Consider the following 19219-nt stretch of genomic DNA (forward strand, 5'->3'; position numbering starts at 1 on the left):
GTGAATTATGCCAAATGATGAATTCAATAGTTTAACTGAAAAAGTTAACTTACTTTCTAGGAAGATTGAGCGAGAAAAGGCTGCTAAAAAAGCAGCTGAAAAGCTTCTCGAAGAAAAAAGTCGTGAGCTTTATGCTGCTAAACAGCTTGTCGAAGACTCTTTAATGAATATAAAAGAAAAGTCTGAGCAAGATATCGCTCTGCTGCATTTCAAGACCTATCTAGAGTCTATCCTGCTTGATTTTAACCAGCTGTTTCTACAAAAACCAATTTCAGATCTATTACTACAAAGGCTTCTCGATGATCTCATTGGCATAGATGAAGTTAAAGCCTGCAGGATCCGCTTTAATGCTCTCACCTCAGAAAAAAAAGCCAAGACATTTTACGCCGGCAACAAACTACTATTTCAGTCTGAACTCAAAGCAAACTCGGCACTCTACTGGAGTGAAGACTATCAACAGCTCAACATTATTATCAATGCCGAAGCTAACATTTTAGGGGGGTTAACATTAGTCATAGATGCCCCTAGAACATGGCAAAATACGATTGAAAAACAGCTCCTACTGTTTTGTGAAATGATTAGCGCCGCGCACAAACGCCAACAGCTACTCGCGAGAACCATTGAAGAGAAGCAACGTGCTGAGAGTTCTGAACGTTCCACCAGAGACTTTGTAGCCATGATTAACCATGAGCTTAGAACACCTTTAAACGGACTTTTAGGTTCAGCAGAGCTCATGAGCGATACCCAGTTAACACCGCATCAGCGCCAACTGTTAAACACTATGCACCAGTCCGGTGAACTGTTACGGGTGATCATCAATGATCTGCTGGATTTGAGTAAAATGAGTGCGGGTATGCTGCAGATAGTGGAAATATCCTTCTCACCTAGACAAGTTTGTACCATGATTTACGATATTTTTAAGCAAAGAACCGCAGAGTTTGGGCTCAGCTTTGCATTTAATTACCACACAGAGGTGCCAGAGAGATTGCTCGGCGATCCCGATAGAATTAAGCAACTATTTGTAAATCTAATTGGTAACTCCATTAAGTTTACTCAATCAGGGCAAATAACCGTTGATATAGAGTGGCAAGATGGCCAATTCTGCTTTTCTGTGACCGATACAGGGTGTGGGATCCCTGCCGATAAAGTAGATACCTTGTTTGACCCTTTTACTCAGGTCAATAACTCTAGCAATCGCGTCTACGAGGGAACAGGGCTAGGGCTAGCAATCTGTAAACACCTCGTTGATGAGATGCACGGCGATCTGACACTAACCTCTGAACTAGACAAAGGGACGCAATTTAACATTCGACTACCATTAAAGCTTGCACCGCCCAGTCAAAAACCAAACCATACTCACGAAGTCGATGTTGCTATCGATGCGATGACAGTGCTCGTAGTGGAAGATAGCCCTGTCAACCAAGTCTTAATAGAGATGATCTTAGCAAAATTTGATATCAAGCCTGCCATTGTTAATAACGGTCTCGAGGCAATAGAGTATCTTGACTCTCACGTGGTTGATGTGATCTTTATGGACTGTCGCATGCCTGTTGTCGATGGATTTGAAGCCACTAAACGATTGCGAAACAGCGGCTACAGTAAACCCATTATTGCCTTAACGGCGAGTACGACTTCCACCGAAACTGAGCAGTGTTATCTATGCGGTATGAATGGCATTATCAATAAGCCCTACCAGAAACAAGAGATCAGAAATGTACTGACAGAATGGTGGGCAAAGATAAAATAGCACCGCTATTGCGGCACAGAGTTAACCCAATAAGTCGAACAAGCTCAACTCATCGTTCCCCGCAATGCCCGCCATCTGTGCCAATAGCAGTTCTCCGCAGGCGAGCGCATCTACGGCCGCATTATGAGCCGTATATACAGGCAAGCCATAGCGTTGGCGACAGGCATCGAGCCTTAAGGTGCCCTCCTTAATCACATCGTGCTGTCTAAGTAGGCGCTTCTTTTCTACAGCCATAGTATCGATTGCCACAAACTGCATCGTCTGACCGTAACAACGTTGAATTTCTGTCTTTAAGAAGCAAAGGTCTAACGGCGCATGGTGAGCCACTAGCACATGCCCCTTACTCTGCTCTAAAAACCACGCCATAGCCTGCTTGGCGCTGACCGCTTGGGTCAGTTGATTATCAAGGATCCCATGAATAGTGGCACTGTCACCGACGCTGCCATCGATACTCACTAAAAGATGTTGGGACTTCGCAACTTGCAGTAAACCGTTATGAATTGGAATTAGGCCGATACTCAAGATCTGATCGAACTGACAGTCTAAACCTGTCATCTCCAGATCCACAGCCATCAAGGGCAGCTGTGATAGCGGCTTAGAGATCTGCGCCACTAATGCTCGATTATAATCGCTAATCACTGCATCTTTGCAAAGCAAGGCATTAAGCTGCAATCGTGTTTTTAAATACAAATTTCTCAAATTAGCAGTCTCAATTTAGCGTCCCTTCACCAACTCTATTTAGCACTGTTAATAACCTTAATAGCTGCGCATCATCTTAAGTTTTAGCCCAACTTGGCCATCGTGAACCACTTTAAAGGCGTCTCGCAACTGGTGGCGAACTAAAGAGGAAAGGTTCTGAGGCATAAGGTAATTGGTCACAGGTAAGGACTGAGTATACTGGTAACCTTGATTAGATAGCCGCATATGAGCGATAAACTCATGGGCATCGGCAAGGTTGAGCGCATCTTTGCGGTTGATGATACTTTGCTCCATCAACGCACGTATGCGCTTGGCGGTATTGACCTCTTTAATGCCAGCTGACAGCGCATACACCCGCGCAATATCATTAATCAAGGCGTTACCTTTATGCTTCAAGTCGATCCCCTTCACTTCACTGCCATCACGCTCTAGCACAAACTTTCTGAAAAAGCCCAGCGGGGGCGCGCTTGTTAACGAGTTACCAGTCAAACCTGCGAGGAAGATATCATTACCTTTAGTATTATTGAGTACAGTGTCTTGCAAGCCATCAAACAGGGTTTGCGGCCCGTAAACTGAGCGCATATCGAAAAAGATGCTGGCATGCATCAATGCCTTAGGCTCGGGAGTATTAACCCATTTATCGAAGACCTGCTTCCACTTATCAAGCGACATTCGCCACTTAGGGTTTTGCGCCATAATATCGCCGGGGCAGTAGATATAGCCGCACTCATCTAAGCCTTTGCATACTGCATGAGACAGAGCATCAAAATAACCTTGCGCAGCCTCATCCGGCTCATGAGCAAGCAGTAAGCCATTATCTTGATCTGAACACGCCGCTTGATCTTGTCGCCCCTGCGATCCAAAAGCCAACCAACAAAAAGCCATCGGCGCCTCACCCAATATTTGTTGATTGAGAACGATTAAACGCCGGGTTAGCGCATCGGTCACCGAGGTCAACACTCGGCCAATCTCTTCGGCTCTGGCATCAGCACTGATTAGGTTTTGCAGCAGTAGCGGGATCTGTTTACTCACCTGGATCAGGCTTTGCAAATCCTTTTGCCGCTCTATCTCGCCAATCAGCAGTAAAGGTTGAGAGCTCTGGCCGCGCAGTATGTCTGTGCTGGTGACGATGCCTGTAACCACACCATTATCGGCAACGGGAAGATGATGAATATTGTGTTCACTCATCAGTAACATGGCTTCGAACACCAAGGAGTTGGACTCTATCGTCACAGGAGTGGTTGTCATCGCTTGATGCACTGGCAAACTGCCATCAAAGTTTTCGGCTAACACACGATTACGCAGATCCTTATCGGTTAAGATCCCAACAAGCTTATTATTATCAATAACTAATACAGAGGATACTCGGGAGGTACGCATCAGCTTGCTTGCCTCTGCAACCGTCGACTTCATATCTATCGTCAGTGGCGAGGTCGACATTAAGGTGGTAACCCGACTAGTAGTGGCCAACTCTTTGGCTTTAAATCGTCCTTGATGACGCAGCCGTTTTGCAAACGCTCGATTAAAAAAACGGTCAAACTCTCGACTCTCTTGCCTTAAATAATCAAACATCTGTGGCGGCAGGTGGTACACCAAGCCATCTTCGAGAATGGCGACGCGGTTACTGGCCTCCTCACCGGATAGCAAAGAGGGAAAACCAAAATAGTCTCCTTCGCCCAACCTATCGAGTAACTCACCATTTTTATCACGTACTTCAAATGCACCGCTGCGAACGATATAAAGCTGAGGATGGTTTGGGTCTAATGGCACGAAAGCGGAGGCTTTACTGTAATAACCGATAGTTAGCGCATGGCAGCAGCGAGATAAGCCCCCCTCATTTAACGAGTCAAATGGTACTCTCTGTTGTAAAAACTGCATGATGGGTTGTAATTCGCTGGCATCCATTATCTCATTCCCACTATCAAACAATCGTTCACTATATCGCGGTTTCCCCTATGAGCTCTATTCGACTAAAGGCTTGGGTATAGATAAACAAAAAGAGCGCCGAAGCGCTCTTTTACCTTGCTCTAATCTCTAGTAACAGTTAGTGATCTTGTGCTTCGCCCGACCCTTTAGGGAAGCGAATCGACTCAACCATATCAACAACATCTTGTGGTACAGCGGTTGTCACTTTACTTACAGCAAATGCCACACCAAAGTTAATCACCATACCTAATAGACCGATACCTTCTGGTGAAACACCAAACAGCCAATTATCGGCGTTGTTAGCGCTTGGGTTAACAAACTTGAAGTAAACAATGTAAGCTGCAGTAAATAGTAGACCCGTTACCATACCTGCAATTGCACCCTCTTTGTTTACAGTCTTAGAGAAAATACCCATGATGATTGCAGGGAACAGTGACGATGCCGCGAGACCGAACGCAATTGCGACCACCGCTGCCACAAACCCAGGAGGATTAATACCGAAGTAACCTGCCATCACAATTCCGGCCGCAGCAGCAATACGTGCATACATCAGCTCTTTTTTATCGGAAATATCAGGCATAAAGTTTTTCTTCAGTAAGTCATGAGATACCGATGTAGAGATAACCAGCAATAGACCCGCTGAAGTAGACAATGCAGCCGCTAGGCCACCAGCCGCTACAAGTGCAATAACCCATGCTGGTAGATTGGCAATTTCTGGTGTCGCTAATACGATGATATCGCGGTCAATATTCATCTCATTTTCAGGACCATTTGCGTAATAAATAAGGCCATTATCATCCTTATCTTCCCACGTAATTAATCCCGTCTTTTCCCAGTTCTTAATCCACTCAGGAGACTGTTCATAAGGTGTACCAGTCATTTCAGGACCATTAATGGTTTCAATCATGTTCACACGAGAGAACGCAGACAGTGCTGGAATAGTGGTATACATGATAGCGATAAATACTAATGCCCAACCCGCTGATACACGTGCATCTTTTACTTTGGGTACCGTGAAGAAACGAACAATAACATGAGGCAGACCCGCAGTACCGAACATCAAAGCTCCAGTAATAAAGAACACATCAACCATGCTCTTAGAGCCTTCGGTATATTGTGAGAAGCCAAGCTCTGTCGACAGTCCATCGAGTTTATCAAGCAGGAATTCCCCCGTACCGTTACCCGCGGCATCAACTAACTCAGCACCAAAGCCAATTTGCGGAATGATGTGGCCTGTCATCATCACCGAGATGAAGATAGCTGGCACCATGAAAGCAAAAATAAGCACACAGTATTGAGCCACCTGAGTATAGGTAATCCCCTTCATGCCGCCTAACACAGCATAAAAGAATACAACCGCCATACCGATATAAACACCGGTATCAACATCAACCTCAAGGAATCTTGAGAACACAACACCTACACCACGCATTTGCCCTGCGATATACGTAAAGCAGATAAAGATGGCACATACTACCGCGACAGTACGCGCAGCTTGAGAGTAATAACGATCACCAATAAAGTCAGGTACCGTAAACTTACCAAACTTACGTAGGTATGGAGCCATACAGAGTGCTAATAGCACATAGCCACCCGTCCAGCCCATAAGGTATACCGAGCCGTCGTAACCGACGAATGACACGATACCCGCTAGCGAGATAAATGATGCAGCAGACATCCAATCGGCAGCCGTTGCCATTCCGTTAAGTACAGGGTGAACACCACCACCTGCAACATAAAATTCTTTAGTCGATCCGGCTCTTGACCAGATCGCGATTCCGATATATAGGGCAAATGTAAACCCGACAATCAGATAGGTTAGTGTTTGTACGTCCATCTCATGATTCCTTATTGTATGGATTGGTTCGGGTTATATTTAGTCTTCGTGTACATCATATTTTTTGTCTAATGCATTCGCCTTAGCGACATAGACAAAAATAAGTGCCACAAACACATACATTGCACCCTGTTGTGCAAACCAGAATCCCAGCTTAAAGCCCATGAAATGGATCTCATTGAGCACATCTACTAATAAAATACCGCAGCCAAATGACACTGCCGCCCAGATGGCTAGTAAGCCAAGTACTAGACGCAGATTCTCGCGCCAATATCCCTCTGCCTTCTCATTGCTTTCAAAACTCATAGTGACTCCCATGTGCTGATTTTTATATTAAGTCATGAGTTAATCTAACAAGCACAGAGGGAACAACAATCGCGACCTTAGTCTAACGCCAACGGAAACTTTAACGCTACAAACATAAAAACAACTTATTAACAAGTGGTTACATGTTGACGCCAACGTAAACCATGAGTGTTTTTCAAACAAAACCTTAGACCAAGGTAGTAATCGAATATGGCAAAAAACTGTAGCGCGTCGTTGTAGCGCGTCGCGAGGTTTGAGATCTGAGTTCGGTTAGTTTGGCGAAGATATGTTCCAGCCAACAGGAAGTGATGTAGATAAAGTGCAGGCAAAAAAACGAAATAAAATTCATAAAACCGCTCTCTTCATAGCGTAACTGACACTATGAAAAAAGTGGAATTACATAAGCTAACTTGAATTGAACTGAATTGAACTGAGTTGAGCTAAGCTAAGTTGAGCTAAGCTAAGTTGAGCTAAGCTAAGTTGAGCTAAGCTAAGTTGAGCTAAGCTAAGTTGAGCTAAGCTAAGTTGAGCTAAGCTAAGTTGAGTTGAGTTGAGTTGAGTTGAGTTGAGTTGAGTCTAGGCATCCTTGCCCTCTCAAACATTCAAAGTCCAATTTTTATCTATAGCGAGAGATAGAAATCTCGAATCACTATTGTGGTAGACCTAAATTTTCAGACAATTAGCCACTTCTAGCCATTGTTAACCATTGCCCGCAGGGGCTATCGCTCCGATAAATTGGATTTCACCAAACGGATCCCAAAGCTTAACCGTACCTGCAGGTAAAGACGTTTTATCTGGCTCTGTAAAAATGTTAAGCAGATCATTCACGATTAAAATTGAGGTATTGTCGTAACCACCACACCACTTTGACACTTGAATCAGCCTGCTACAAAGCTCACAGGCCGATAGCTTCTGATTCAGAATTTGCTTAAACGTACTCGCTTCAATGTAATGTGCGCCATCAGACGTCAAAATTAAGCGCTTAATATTTCGATATTTTGGAAAGCTAACAATTTGTGCTTTTAGTTCTGGCCCGACTCCGACATATTGCAACAAGCCTTTACTTAAATAAACGCCAGCTGCATCCGCGTTTTGCCCAGCAAAAGTATCATCCTTAGAATACTGCTTAATGCCGTGGGCAAAATTAGCGTATACACGGCTGTCACCAACATTTACAGCGCAAAATTGACCATGACTATCATAAATAAAAGCCGATAAAGTCGCCCCGCCGTTGCTGTTATATATGGAATAAACATCGGCATTTGCCTCTTCCACAGCCTTTATTAATCGCTCCGCCACTGGCAGTTCTAGATTGTTGACACAGCTACTTATAAATGAAGCAATACTCAGACCGGCACATTTAGATCCTGAAGCCATTCCCCCCATACCATCACATAAAATTCCTATGATAAAAGAGTCAGAAGCCGTTACTTGCACCTGTACGCAAACAACCCTATCTTGATTTTCCGGCCTAATATTGCCGACATCGCTGCCCATTGCGATTGAAGAATCGAGCAAGCCTCTAACGGCGCCATTTGCAACTTCCCGAGATAACCATAGCTGGATATGTTCTTTTATAGCGTCTTGTCCCATAGCATTTTCTTTCTAGCAAGCCCGTGATTAGTTCAATGCAATCAATATAACGTAACAACCCGCTTTATGGTACATCCCCTAAAGCGAATCACTCTAAAGGAATCATCCTAGAGTCAATTCGCTCACCTCAGCTGATTAGTCATTTGATTAACTTGGATGTCGACTCGCTCGAAACTTGTGTCTTAGTCTTGGAAGCGCTTCGAGCGAACATAGCAGTAGTCCCGTCCATATTAAGGCGAAACTGACCGCTTTAACCTGATCAAAATGCTCATTAAATAAAACAACTGCCAAGAGGAAATGCAAGCTAGGCTCGATATATTGCATCAGCCCTATCATAGACAAGCTGGTGGCCCTGATAGCCAGCGCAAAGAACACTAAAGGCATTAAGGTCACTGGAGCAGAGCCGATATAGAGTAGTAATACTGATGTCTCTCCTGATAGTGCTGAAGATATCGCTACACTTTGATCTGAGCTCCACAACCAGAATAAATAGATCGCGGCAAATGGCATCAGTAGCAGCGCTTCTAATGTCACTGAGGTAAGAGAGTCGAAGCGGATAAACTTTTTACATAGGCCATAGAGCGCAAAAAAGCTGCCCATACTGAGTGCAAGCCATGGAAGTTCTCCATAGCTATAGACCATGTAACTGATGCCACAGCCTCCCAATACCACAGCCATTTTTTGTGCTGCCGTTAATTTATCCCCAAGAAACAGTACACCTAAAGCAATGGCAAACAGTGGATTAATGAAAAAACCTAAGCTGGCCGCTAGCACTTGTCCATGAGTGATAGCCCAAGTAAAGCTATACCAAGAGACACACATGATAAGCGACGCCAGTCCACAGAGTGCTACTGACTTTTTGTCGGCTTTAAGCTGTGCCATTGACGGTATGCTCCGCCCCATTAGCAGAAATACCAGCAGCATAAAAGGGACCGAGAAGAGGATCCTAAATGCCAATAATTCATTAATATTCGCATTAGGAAGAAAATGATAATAGAGCGGCAGCATGCCCCATAATAGGAATGAGAAGGCGGCGAGTGCGTTGCCCTTAAATGAAGATGAAGCGTGGTTTACTGTTGTGGAGTACATATGAAATTGACTGGAATGGATAGGCTATTAAAGATCTGTATTCTCTCATTAGACAGCAGAAGAAAGTGTGACTTGAATCACTCTGCTTTATCCATATTGCGACTTTCGTTTAAGTACTTAGAGTCCATGTTCTCACTAAGGTAGAGCTTAAAGCCCCAGATTATGATAAGTGACTTAAATTCATTTTTGGATACAAGCGACCCACCACGAACAGCACTGAGAGCCACGAAGAAAAGCGATAGCTTCAAGCTTTTTAAGATCCACAGGTTTATCTCGTGCTTTTCGTGAAAACGCAGCGCTTATGTGGTGCGCTTTTATTTTGGACAAAGTGATGGCCTAAATCACAAAAAAATATGGCTGTTCTATCTTTTCTTATACACCTGTATACAATCACGCAGGAGCTCAAATAAATTGAGCCAAAATAATAACTAATTAAAGATGGGTCACTATATGAAACTATTAAAAACTGCTGCAGCCTTGGCTGTCAGTGTTGCACTTCTTACTGGTTGTAATGATGACGATGTAAAGTATGTTGATCATACCGAAGTTAAAATTGCGACTTACAATCTCTCTTTTGATCGCAATACATTTGCAGATTTAGTTGCAGAGATGGCACTGACTTCAGCTGAACAAACTGCATTAGTCTCAGCTTACATTGAAGATCGTGAGGCGATGGAGCCTGCGGATAAAACCACTGCTGAAAAAGTTATTCAGATCCGTAACGTTGCAGCGATTATTCAGAAGAATCGTCCTGATGTGTTAATGATGGGTGAATATAATAACGATGGTACAGGCGAAGATCTAACGGCACTGAAAGACTTCCAAACAAACTATCTGTCAGTTGCCCAAAGTCTTGATGGCGCGGGTGGTGAAGCGAACTTAGAGCCGATTGAATACCCATTTGCTGAAAGCTACGCAACTAATACTGGCCGCTTAAGCGGGTTCGACTTGAATAACGATGGCTATGTTGCGACAAAAGAGGACGTTAACTCTTTTGATTATGCCAATGATGCTTGGGGTTTTGGTAAATACCACGGTCAATACGCTTTCGCGCTGATGTCTAAATATGAAATCGATACTAAAAACACCCGTACTTTCCAAAACTTCAAATGGAAAGATCTTGAAGGTGCAACTATCCCAACTATCACTAATTGTGAAGATGAAAAGAACCCTATTCCTGATGGTATGATCTGTGGCGAAGAGTGGTATACAGCTGAAGAGTGGCAACAGATGACACTGTCGTCTAAAAACCACGTAGATGCACCAATCTTAGTGTCGACTAAAGATGGCATTGAGACGATCCATATCCTGATGTCTCACCCAACGCCGCCGGTATTTGATACAGGTAAAAACTTGGTACAGAATGCGGCAGAAGTTAAATTTTGGCATAACTACGTAACCAACGCACAAGACTTTTACGATGATGCTGGCAACACTGGCGCACTAAAAGAAGGTGCGCACTTTGTGATTGTGGGCGACCAAAACCTTGATGCGGCAACGGGTGCGGGTGATGGCTTAACAGAGGTTATGGCTGAGCTACATGCTGACCCTGTCGTGAACCAAAATGTGACTAACGGTGACCTGTATCCTACAAGTTATGGTGCTGCAGAGTATGCCGTTAAGTCAAGTCCAACTCACCCATACCCAAATCGTATTACCGCTGAATTCCAAAGCGGTGGTATTAATGCTGACCACGCCATTCCTTCTGCGTCGCTAAATATTGTAGACTCAGGTGTATACTGGCAAGCAAGTTACCAAGAAGGCCGTATGCTATTTAACGATAGCCGTATAGGCAAGTGGGGTAATGGTAAGGACGTTTCTTCTGACCACCGCATGGTTTGGGTTAAAGCTAAATTCTAATTTGAATTGAATTTATAAAACACATAAGCCCCGACAATATCGGGGCTTTTCTGTAGGCCTAGTAATAATCTGAAAGCGAATGTCATACTGTTTTCAAGTCTTGCGTTGGATAAGTCAACGTCATGTCATCAAAAGTGATTGCGCCTAAAAGCCACAATGGCTTATTTATTCTGGCTTGGTATTATTAAAACACCGACTAAAAATACAGGCTAAAACACAGGCTAAACATAGACAGCCATCACCTTGTAACAATAGCCTCGATTGTTAAAATAGTCACTTAGAGTGTACGAATCATCAATTGTTAGCTTACAGGAGAAATATAATGGGCTTTGCGCTTTGCGATCTCACCGTAACCAGTACCGCGTTTAATCAGCTAGGTGAAATTCCTAATACACACACAGGAGAGGCTGAAAACCGCTCCCCACAGCTCAGCTGGGCAAACATTCCTGATGGCTGCCAATCTTTTGCCGTTGTGTGCCATGACCCCGATGCCCCACGAGTCAACGCCGACGGAACATACGGCTATGTACATTGGGTTGTTTACAATATCCCGTCTGATATTCACCAACTTGAAGAAGATAGCAACCTCTATACCTCAGGACTGAACGATTTTGGACGAGGTGGTTACGGCGGCCCAATGCCACCTAAAGGCCATGGCATACACCTATATTACTTTTGGGTTTTGGCACTGGATACACAATTGGAGCTTCCCGAAGGCTTAAGCATGCGAGAATTGCTAGCCAAGGTTGAGCCAAATTTAATTGGCATGAACCGCTTAGTCGGAAGCTATCAGCGAGACTGAGGCCTATTCAGGACAAAAGCAGCTCTCCACGAAAGACACTGAGGCCACTAAAAACGGCAACAACTTAGGCCATTCAAAATCATTTTACCTTGGTGTTTTTCGTAAAAGCCAAACGCTTGGTGGTGCACTTCTACTTTGAACAAGGCCATTGGCAAGAGTCATCATTGACTATGACTGTCTGTGATTATTAAGACCGGAACAACAAAAAGCCCACGTTTAAGTGGGCTCATCAATAACAATGAAAGCTGTTAAGGCTTGTTGTCTTCCTCAAGTGTACTCAAGTAACGGACAAGCTTGGCTAAATCCTCGGGTGTCTTACCTGGGTTCTTTACCAGATATTTACCGTTAACCACTAGTGATGGTACACCACGAATTTCGGCTAGTTGTGCTTGGGTATCGTAGTTCATCAAGGCAAGCTTAGCGTCAGTAGAATTCATCGCCGCTTCAACCTCTTTTGCATTTAGCCCTTGGCTTACAAAAAAGTCCCTTAACTGTTCAGGACGAGTAAAAGCGCCCTCTTGCTCATGAATACGAGTGAAAATATTACCGTGTACTTGCTTCGTCACATTAAACTTTTGCGCCAAGTAATAAGCCTCTTGGCTTAAGATCCAACTAGTACGCCCTGCGCCGACAGGCGTTCGGTCAAACTTAATGTCATCGCCGAGAAGGTGTGCGGTCTGTTCGAAGAAAGGATCTTGGCGGTAACAATGACCACAATTATATGAAAAAAACTCTCGGACTACGGGTGTCGAACTCTCTGGGATCCCAGCTATTTTGACATAATCTACGCCTTCTTGATAAGGCGCTGCCGATGCACTTTGCCAAGGTAGACATAACATGGTGAAAATAATAAAGATGCGACCAAGTGATTGTTTAAACGGCTTCATATTTATCCTTAGGTTCTATTAGTTTATCAATGCTAATAAATTAGCATGCTGTCAGCATATCCATTGGATCGCTAAATTGATACTCGAAACTGAACTCTATAATCAATCTATCACTGCTAATAGACTTACCAGTAAGCTTACTCTCTACGCCATCATCGACAAATTGTGGTGCCGCTAAGCCCAAGTCACTCGCCGCTTTTGGGTAAAAACCTTGTCGTGTCGGGTGATTCGGTGCGCACACATTATAAACGGTGCTTGCTGCTGGATTAAACAATAGCGTCGTCACCGCAACAATGCAGTCATTAAGATGAACCAGGTTTACTGCGCTATTAGCGCCGGGAAGTCCAGTTTTACCCGCAAGGAAACGTCCAGGGTGCCGCTTAGGGCCGACAAGCCCGGCAAAACGAACAATACAAGCGTTGGCATTATCGACAAACAATGCTTCTGCTTGTAATAGTTTTTCACTGATCTCAGAGTGAGCCTTAGCATCTTGTTCAACACACTCAGTAAACATCCCCTCTATAGACGGATAGACGCCCGTTGTACTGACAAAAATAAGCTTTTTATAGCTATGATCGCCGATGAGTTGTTTTAAGTTAGTCAGTCGCTGCAAATAAGCGTCAGGAGCTTTTCTTAGTCCGGGAGGGATATTGATGATTAAACAGTCTGTAGCCAACATCTGCGTGATCTCTGCGCTATCGTCTTGCAGATGCACATCGTCATCTAAATCAAGCCTAAAGCCATCGATACCCAGCTCTTTCAATGCCAGTGCTTGAGATAACTCTCGTTTACTGCCAAAAACAGTCACCCCATGGGCGACCAATGCCTTAGCGAGTGGAAGCCCGAACCAGCCACAGCCAACAATACAAACGGATTTAATCATGCAGTTACTCTTTCGCTCTTTAATTTAATGATATTCGCATGCAGCATGGTGAAGTGCACGTAGGAAGAAGTAAACACCGATTTCTAGCTTATTTGTAGCTTGACTACAAACTACTAAAGTAAAAACTGACAGTCGAGTTACCATCGAGGGTTTTAAGCGCCGAAGATGATAGCTCATCAGCCTTAAGTACCCCGATAATATCTTCAGACTCTTCGGCCAAAAAACGTAATCTTGCATTTTGTCCGTCAAGTGTACAACTCCACACTATGGGCTTTTGAACCTCTGAAGTGGTTATCATCACTTTGGCCACTTGACCATCACTAAGCTGCACCATAGTACCTGGAGGATAGATCCCTAGTACTTTAACTAAGGTTGAGATTAACTCGGCCTCATGTTTACCGACCCGATTCTTAAATAGGTAACCCAATGCCACCTGCGGCGAGCGCCCTTCCCCCCCTCTAAGTAAACGATCGAAATCATTAACTAAACTGACGACTTGAGTCGTGAGCGCTATCTGTTTGCCTTTTAGCCCATGAGGAAAACCACTGCCATCGACCCACTCATGGTGATGCTGCACAATATCTAAGGCCTCACTAGAGAACAGGCCCAGTTTATCGAGCATGTCATAGCCAAAGTTAGGGTGCATATTTAAAAAGTTAATTTCATGATCTGACAGGTTGTTTTTCTTGCGCCTAATCACATCAGGCACCTTCAGCTTACCAATATCATGAAACAGCGAGCCCATGGCGATATCACGTAGCTGCGAATGGTTCATTGCAAGAGCTTGGCCTATCATCATGGATAATACCGCAATCGACACGCCATGTTGATTGACTGAGATATCTTCACCGGGATTGACCAATGCTAAATGGGGAGTATCCGTCTCTTTTAGGTGATCCATCAGCTCTTCGACTAGGGTCGCAGCGCTACGATAAGCACCTTGGGGGTCGGCACCGAGTTTTGAAAATGTCGCCCGGCAATCACTCGCGCCTTTGGTAAACCGTTGCTGACCCATTCGAATGGATTTTCTGACTAATATCTTGGAGTCCGCAGCGACCTGCTCCGGCGTTGGCGAGACTTCTTCAACTTCGGGAGCAACATCATCAGTTAACAGTTCACCGCCGCCGATCAAGGTAACGTAAGACACATTTAAGGTCTTAATTAACTCTATATGAGCCGATTTCTCTATCTCTATTTGATTAAATAGAAAGGGATGATCCGTCCATGAAAGTGGTAACTTCACTGTCATACCCACTTTCAACTCTGACAAAGGGATTTGCAACTCTGCCGCCTTTGACATTTATGCCACTCCAACATTAACTTTTAAGCTTACCGTTTATCGCTAACCCAGTTGGGCACACGCGCTTCTTACGCCCTTGTGTTACAAACTCACTTTGTTGTCAGTGAGTCTATCGACGCTTGTAGCCTGATAAAATAATGGTCGTCTCTGTCGTAAACCCGATATCCATAATAGGGTAGGACCATCTCAGCTGCGTCAATTTTATGACAAAGGAGAGAAAAATGACACGCATAAATACGAAAACCACCCATTTTACGCATCAGTGTGATTTCAATATAGTCGATATAGAATAAGTTATTCCCTATTTGTATCTTTTTCATGCCAAATTATTACAACCCAACATTGTATATAATATCCAACCGCTCTATACTGAGATTGTTTCTTAAGATCGGTCGCCCCGAAGATGATGTTTAGGAAGCAATACTGTCAATTGTCCTTTTACAAAGTTAAGTCGAAATCGGTGTCTGATTATTGCCTAGCTTTAGAAGGTTTTTATCGTAAATCTACGGATCACAAATACAGAGTGACTCTCTGAATTAAGATTCTTTAGACGCTGCTTGCAGCGTCTTTTTTTTACTCTTTTCCTTGCAATCATTTTCTTTCCAATCACTAAAGTACAGCTTCAAACGCTTTGATTTATAGAGGTACAAAGCACTCCAGAATAGCAGCAGTGCATCTAAGCCAATACTCCAACTGTAGACATAGTAAGTATGCAACACACGCTGGATAAGTAAGCCGCCATCGATAAATAGCAACAGCACCAGTAGCCATTTCATATAGGGAAAGATTGGTCTAACCCAATTGGGTGCACGCTTTCTCTCAGCAATAACAGCGCCATAAACAACTAAGGCGCCAGCACCTGCGGCCAATGCCATCAAGAAGTCACTTTTGTGGGGATAAAACAGTTCGACCAACGCGGCTCTATCGCTGGCCTGAGTGAGCGATGCGATAAACACGCACCAACCACGTGCGATAAATACCAACAATAAATAAAGCATCAATGGCGGCTTTACATGACCTTTATCATCGAGCCAAGTGATATGACTAAAATTCAAATCCTTTCCTTTGATCTATGACTCAAGACGACAAGTAAGCCTTAAGTACAACTATGCTGCTAAACCTACAACTAGATATGGCGACAAATCGACAGTTTTCAAGCATTAAAAAAGCTCCCTAAGGAGCTTTTTTAAAATTAATGGGTCACTATGACAAGATAGCAATCAAGGCTTCTTCATCGATAACCTTAACCCCTAGCTCCTGCGCCTTAGCCAGTTTTGACCCAGCAGCGGCACCAGCAACGAGACAATCAGTATTTTTCGATACGCTACCCGCCACCTTAGCACCTAACAACTGTAGCTTGGCTTTGGCGTCATTTCGGTTTAATTGAGTTAAGGTTCCTGTTAATACCCAAGTTTGCCCTTTCAGAGAAAGGTCTTCTTCTGCAACCTCTTCAATTGCTGGCCAATGTACGCCTGCTTCAATCAGCTTATCAATGACTTCCAAGTTATGTGGCTGGGCAAGAAAGTGAGCTAAGTGCGCCGCCACAATGGTGCCGACATCATCGACCTTAATAAAGGTTTCCTCATTTGCCGCTTTGAGTGCATCGAGCGTCTTAAAGTATGCCGCCAAGTTCGCAGCTGTCGCCTCACCCACTTCGCGTATTCCTAGCGCATAAAGGAAGCGAGCAAACGTGGTTTGTTTAGCGACATCGATAGCCGCAACAAGCTTAGTCGCCGACTTCATTCCCATACGCTCTAGCATCGTCATGGCAGATGCGGTCAACTTAAATAGATCGGCTGGACTTTGGACTAACTCTTTATCGATAAGCTGCTCGACAACCTTGTCGCCCATACCATCGATATCTAACGCCTTGCGTGATGCAAAGTGCTTAATCGCCTCTTTACGCTGCGCTTCACAAAATAGTCCACCAGTGCAGCGTGCAACCGCTTCACCTTCGACGCGCTCAACTTCACTGTCACACACAGGACAACGTGCAGGGAAGCTAATCTCTTTTGCATCATCAGGACGCTTTTCCGCCACAACCGCAACAATCTGCGGGATCACGTCACCCGCGCGGCGGATAATGATGGTATCACCCACTTTTACGCCAAGTCTGGCTATTTCATCTGCGTTATGTAAGGTTGCATTTGATACGGTTACACCACCGACAAACACAGGCTTTAAGCGCGCCACCGGTGTCACCGCACCAGTACGGCCAACCTGAAAGTCGACGCCCTCTAATAGCGTCATCTCTTCTTGCGCAGGAAACTTAAATGCTGTTGCCCAGCGCGGTGCTTTGGCGACAAAACCTAGACTCAATTGATGAGCAATTTGGTTAACCTTAATCACCACACCGTCAATTTCGAACTCTAAGCTGCTGCGGCGCTGTTGAATGTCATTGTAATATTCTATCACCTGAGCGACTGAGTCACACACTTTAACCTCTTGGCTAACGGGTACGCCCCAAGAACGCAGTTGTTCAAGCTGACCATAATGACTGTCGGCGAGCTCCCAAGATTCCGGCTCCACCACTCCTAACGCATAAGCATAAAAGCCTAAAGCGCGACTGGCGGTGATCTTACTGTCTAACTGGCGCAGGCTACCCGCCGCAGCGTTGCGTGGGTTTACGAACAATTTCTCACCTTTGGCACGAGCACGTTCATTGAGTGCATCAAACGCCTTGTGCGGCATAATCACTTCACCACGTACTTCAACTAGCAGCGGAAAGTTATCACCACGTAATCGCAGTGGGATCGATTTAATCGTGCGCACGTTTTCGGTGATATTCTCACCAGTCTGACCATCACCACGGGTCGCCGCTCGCTCAAACACACCATCACGGTAAGTAATACTTACCGCAAGGCCATCCAGCTTAGGTTCACAGCAGTAACTTATACTGCCCGTTTTATCAGTAATACGTTGATTAAACGCGGTAAATTCTTGTTCATCAAAGACGTTATCTAGGCTGAGCATAGGTTTCAAATGTTGAATTTGCTCAAACTTAGCTAATGCCTCGCCGCCGACCCTTTGTGTCGGAGAGTCGGCAAGACAAAATTGTGGATGCTCAGTCTCTAGCGCTTTCAGCCTGTTCAATAAGCGGTCGTATTCCGAGTCGGGAATAGAGGGACTGTCATCAACATAGTAGCGGTAGTTGTGTTGATTAAGTTCAGCGGTGAGCTGAGCAATTTCAGTTTGAATAGCTTGCATCTTAATGTCCAAATAATAACAAAGGCCGCTACTGCGGCCTTTCAAATGTGTATATATTTCAAAAGCCTAGAATGTAGACTCAAACTACCCTAATGTGTTTAAGTCTTTGCTTTAGCTTTAAGGCAGGCTCGATTTGCGCTTAAGCTTAGGACGGAGTTTAGGCCTGCGCTCTGATCCGCTGGATATAGTTTTGCTTGGTACTCTCTAACCACTCATCGCGGCCACCATCGAGTAGCACACCTCCTAAATCATCGGCGATTTGATGAGCAGAGTTAAGCATGATGGAGAAGTTCATTAACGCATCACCATAACAAGGTAGCGTCATAAATAACACCACACCTTGAGTGCTAAATTGTTCCATATTATCTGGGTCAAATACACCAGGCTTAACCATATTCGCCATCGAAAACAGTACCTTTCCAGTACCCGCATTATCTTCATGACGGTGGAAAATATTTAAATCACCAAACTTAAAGTTAAGCGTTAGCAGACATGGCAGCAACTCGGCGCCACTTAGCTCCTTTCCCTCTTTAGCCACAACATGTAGGACTAACACGTCTTGTGGTTCACCTAACGCTTCGGTAGCCACTTGCTTTGGCTCATCTACAACGGGCTCTTGTGGTGCAACATCTAAAGGTGCCTGACGAGCTTCGATAACGGGCTCAGCCAATAAAGGCTCATCAGTTGCGAACAAAGACTCTTGTACAGGAGCTTCTGCAGTAAAAGCGGGAGCCTCTGCTGACAAAGAAGGCTCAACTCGTGTTTTATTCACCTTAATCGCAGGAGCCTGACTCAACTCAAACGCTTCTTCAACTGGCTCTATGAACTGTGGCGCTTGTTCGTTAACATCGGGCTTGCTCGTTTCAGCCTCGGCAGGAGTTGACTTAACGACTCTAACTTCACCAATCCCATCGTTATCGAAACCTTCAGCATCACGACGTTCACGATTGATACCGACCATCGAGCCCTGTTTGTACCCTTTAGGCTGCTGCTTTCTAATGGACCAAAAACCATGCACAAGTACGGCGATAATGGCTATCGCACCTATAAGAAGCAATACCAGCTGCAAATTTTCCATTGATT

General features: G+C 44.5%; 15 protein-coding genes. 3 read left to right on the plus strand and 12 right to left on the minus strand.

Features of this window, described 5'->3' with window-relative positions:
* Positions 1-7: 7 nt before the first annotated feature.
* Positions 8-1747, plus strand: a complete 1740-nt coding sequence (locus tag SHAL_RS13330) for an ATP-binding response regulator (protein ID WP_012277646.1) — start codon at positions 8-10, stop codon at positions 1745-1747.
* 21 nt (positions 1748-1768) lie between these two features.
* On the opposite strand, the gene SHAL_RS13335 is transcribed toward SHAL_RS13330, so the two are convergent.
* The 6 genes from SHAL_RS13335 to rarD all read right to left on the minus strand — a co-directional run bounded on the left by SHAL_RS13335 (position 1769) and on the right by rarD (position 9197).
* Positions 1769-2446, minus strand: coding sequence for an exonuclease domain-containing protein (locus SHAL_RS13335; RefSeq protein WP_041416011.1), 678 nt, complete (start codon positions 2444-2446; stop codon positions 1769-1771).
* 57 nt (positions 2447-2503) lie between these two features.
* Positions 2504-4351 carry a DUF294 nucleotidyltransferase-like domain-containing protein gene (locus SHAL_RS13340; protein WP_012277648.1) on the minus strand — a complete coding sequence of 616 codons (1848 nt, stop codon included), beginning with the start codon at positions 4349-4351 and terminating at the stop codon, positions 2504-2506.
* A 139-nt stretch (positions 4352-4490) separates the two neighbouring features.
* Positions 4491-6209 (minus strand): sodium:solute symporter family protein, encoded by a 1719-nt coding sequence (locus SHAL_RS13345; protein ID WP_012277649.1) that lies wholly within the window; start codon positions 6207-6209, stop codon positions 4491-4493.
* A 39-nt stretch (positions 6210-6248) separates the two neighbouring features.
* Positions 6249-6515 (minus strand): DUF4212 domain-containing protein, encoded by a 267-nt coding sequence (locus tag SHAL_RS13350; protein ID WP_012277650.1) that lies wholly within the window; start codon positions 6513-6515, stop codon positions 6249-6251.
* Between the two features lie 699 nt (positions 6516-7214).
* Positions 7215-8108: a PP2C family protein-serine/threonine phosphatase gene (locus SHAL_RS13355; RefSeq protein WP_012277651.1), complete on the minus strand. Its 894-nt coding sequence runs from the start codon at positions 8106-8108 to the stop codon at positions 7215-7217.
* 147 nt (positions 8109-8255) lie between these two features.
* Positions 8256-9197 carry an EamA family transporter RarD gene (gene rarD, locus SHAL_RS13360; protein WP_012277652.1) on the minus strand — a complete coding sequence of 314 codons (942 nt, stop codon included), beginning with the start codon at positions 9195-9197 and terminating at the stop codon, positions 8256-8258.
* A 450-nt stretch (positions 9198-9647) separates the two neighbouring features.
* Here rarD and SHAL_RS13365 point away from each other — a divergent pair, with 450 nt between their 5' ends.
* Together SHAL_RS13365 and SHAL_RS13370 are read left to right on the plus strand one after the other, a co-directional pair.
* Positions 9648-11057 carry an endonuclease/exonuclease/phosphatase family protein gene (locus tag SHAL_RS13365; protein WP_012277653.1) on the plus strand — a complete coding sequence of 470 codons (1410 nt, stop codon included), beginning with the start codon at positions 9648-9650 and terminating at the stop codon, positions 11055-11057.
* Between the two features lie 322 nt (positions 11058-11379).
* Positions 11380-11859 carry a YbhB/YbcL family Raf kinase inhibitor-like protein gene (locus SHAL_RS13370; protein WP_012277654.1) on the plus strand — a complete coding sequence of 160 codons (480 nt, stop codon included), beginning with the start codon at positions 11380-11382 and terminating at the stop codon, positions 11857-11859.
* A gap of 248 nt (positions 11860-12107) precedes the next feature.
* Here SHAL_RS13370 and SHAL_RS13375 read toward each other — a convergent pair whose 3' ends face one another.
* From SHAL_RS13375 to zipA, 6 genes are all read right to left on the minus strand, one after another.
* Entirely contained in the window at positions 12108-12746 is a 639-nt protein-coding gene (locus tag SHAL_RS13375; protein WP_012277655.1) for a thiol:disulfide interchange protein DsbA/DsbL, read from the minus strand.
* A 40-nt stretch (positions 12747-12786) separates the two neighbouring features.
* Positions 12787-13629, minus strand: a complete 843-nt coding sequence (locus tag SHAL_RS13380; RefSeq protein WP_012277656.1) for an SDR family oxidoreductase — start codon at positions 13627-13629, stop codon at positions 12787-12789.
* A gap of 103 nt (positions 13630-13732) precedes the next feature.
* Positions 13733-14929, minus strand: a complete 1197-nt coding sequence (locus SHAL_RS13385) for a cyclic di-GMP phosphodiesterase (protein ID WP_012277657.1) — start codon at positions 14927-14929, stop codon at positions 13733-13735.
* 536 nt (positions 14930-15465) lie between these two features.
* Positions 15466-15984, minus strand: a complete 519-nt coding sequence (locus SHAL_RS13395; protein WP_012277658.1) for a DUF2919 domain-containing protein — start codon at positions 15982-15984, stop codon at positions 15466-15468.
* Between the two features lie 148 nt (positions 15985-16132).
* Positions 16133-18136 (minus strand): NAD-dependent DNA ligase LigA, encoded by a 2004-nt coding sequence (gene ligA, locus SHAL_RS13400; RefSeq protein ID WP_012277659.1) that lies wholly within the window; start codon positions 18134-18136, stop codon positions 16133-16135.
* A gap of 157 nt (positions 18137-18293) precedes the next feature.
* Positions 18294-19214: a cell division protein ZipA gene (gene zipA / locus SHAL_RS13405; RefSeq protein ID WP_012277660.1), complete on the minus strand. Its 921-nt coding sequence runs from the start codon at positions 19212-19214 to the stop codon at positions 18294-18296.
* Positions 19215-19219: the final 5 nt, after the last annotated feature.

The sequence above is a fragment of the Shewanella halifaxensis HAW-EB4 genome (genome assembly GCF_000019185.1).
In the GTDB taxonomy this organism is placed as follows: domain Bacteria; phylum Pseudomonadota; class Gammaproteobacteria; order Enterobacterales; family Shewanellaceae; genus Shewanella; species Shewanella halifaxensis.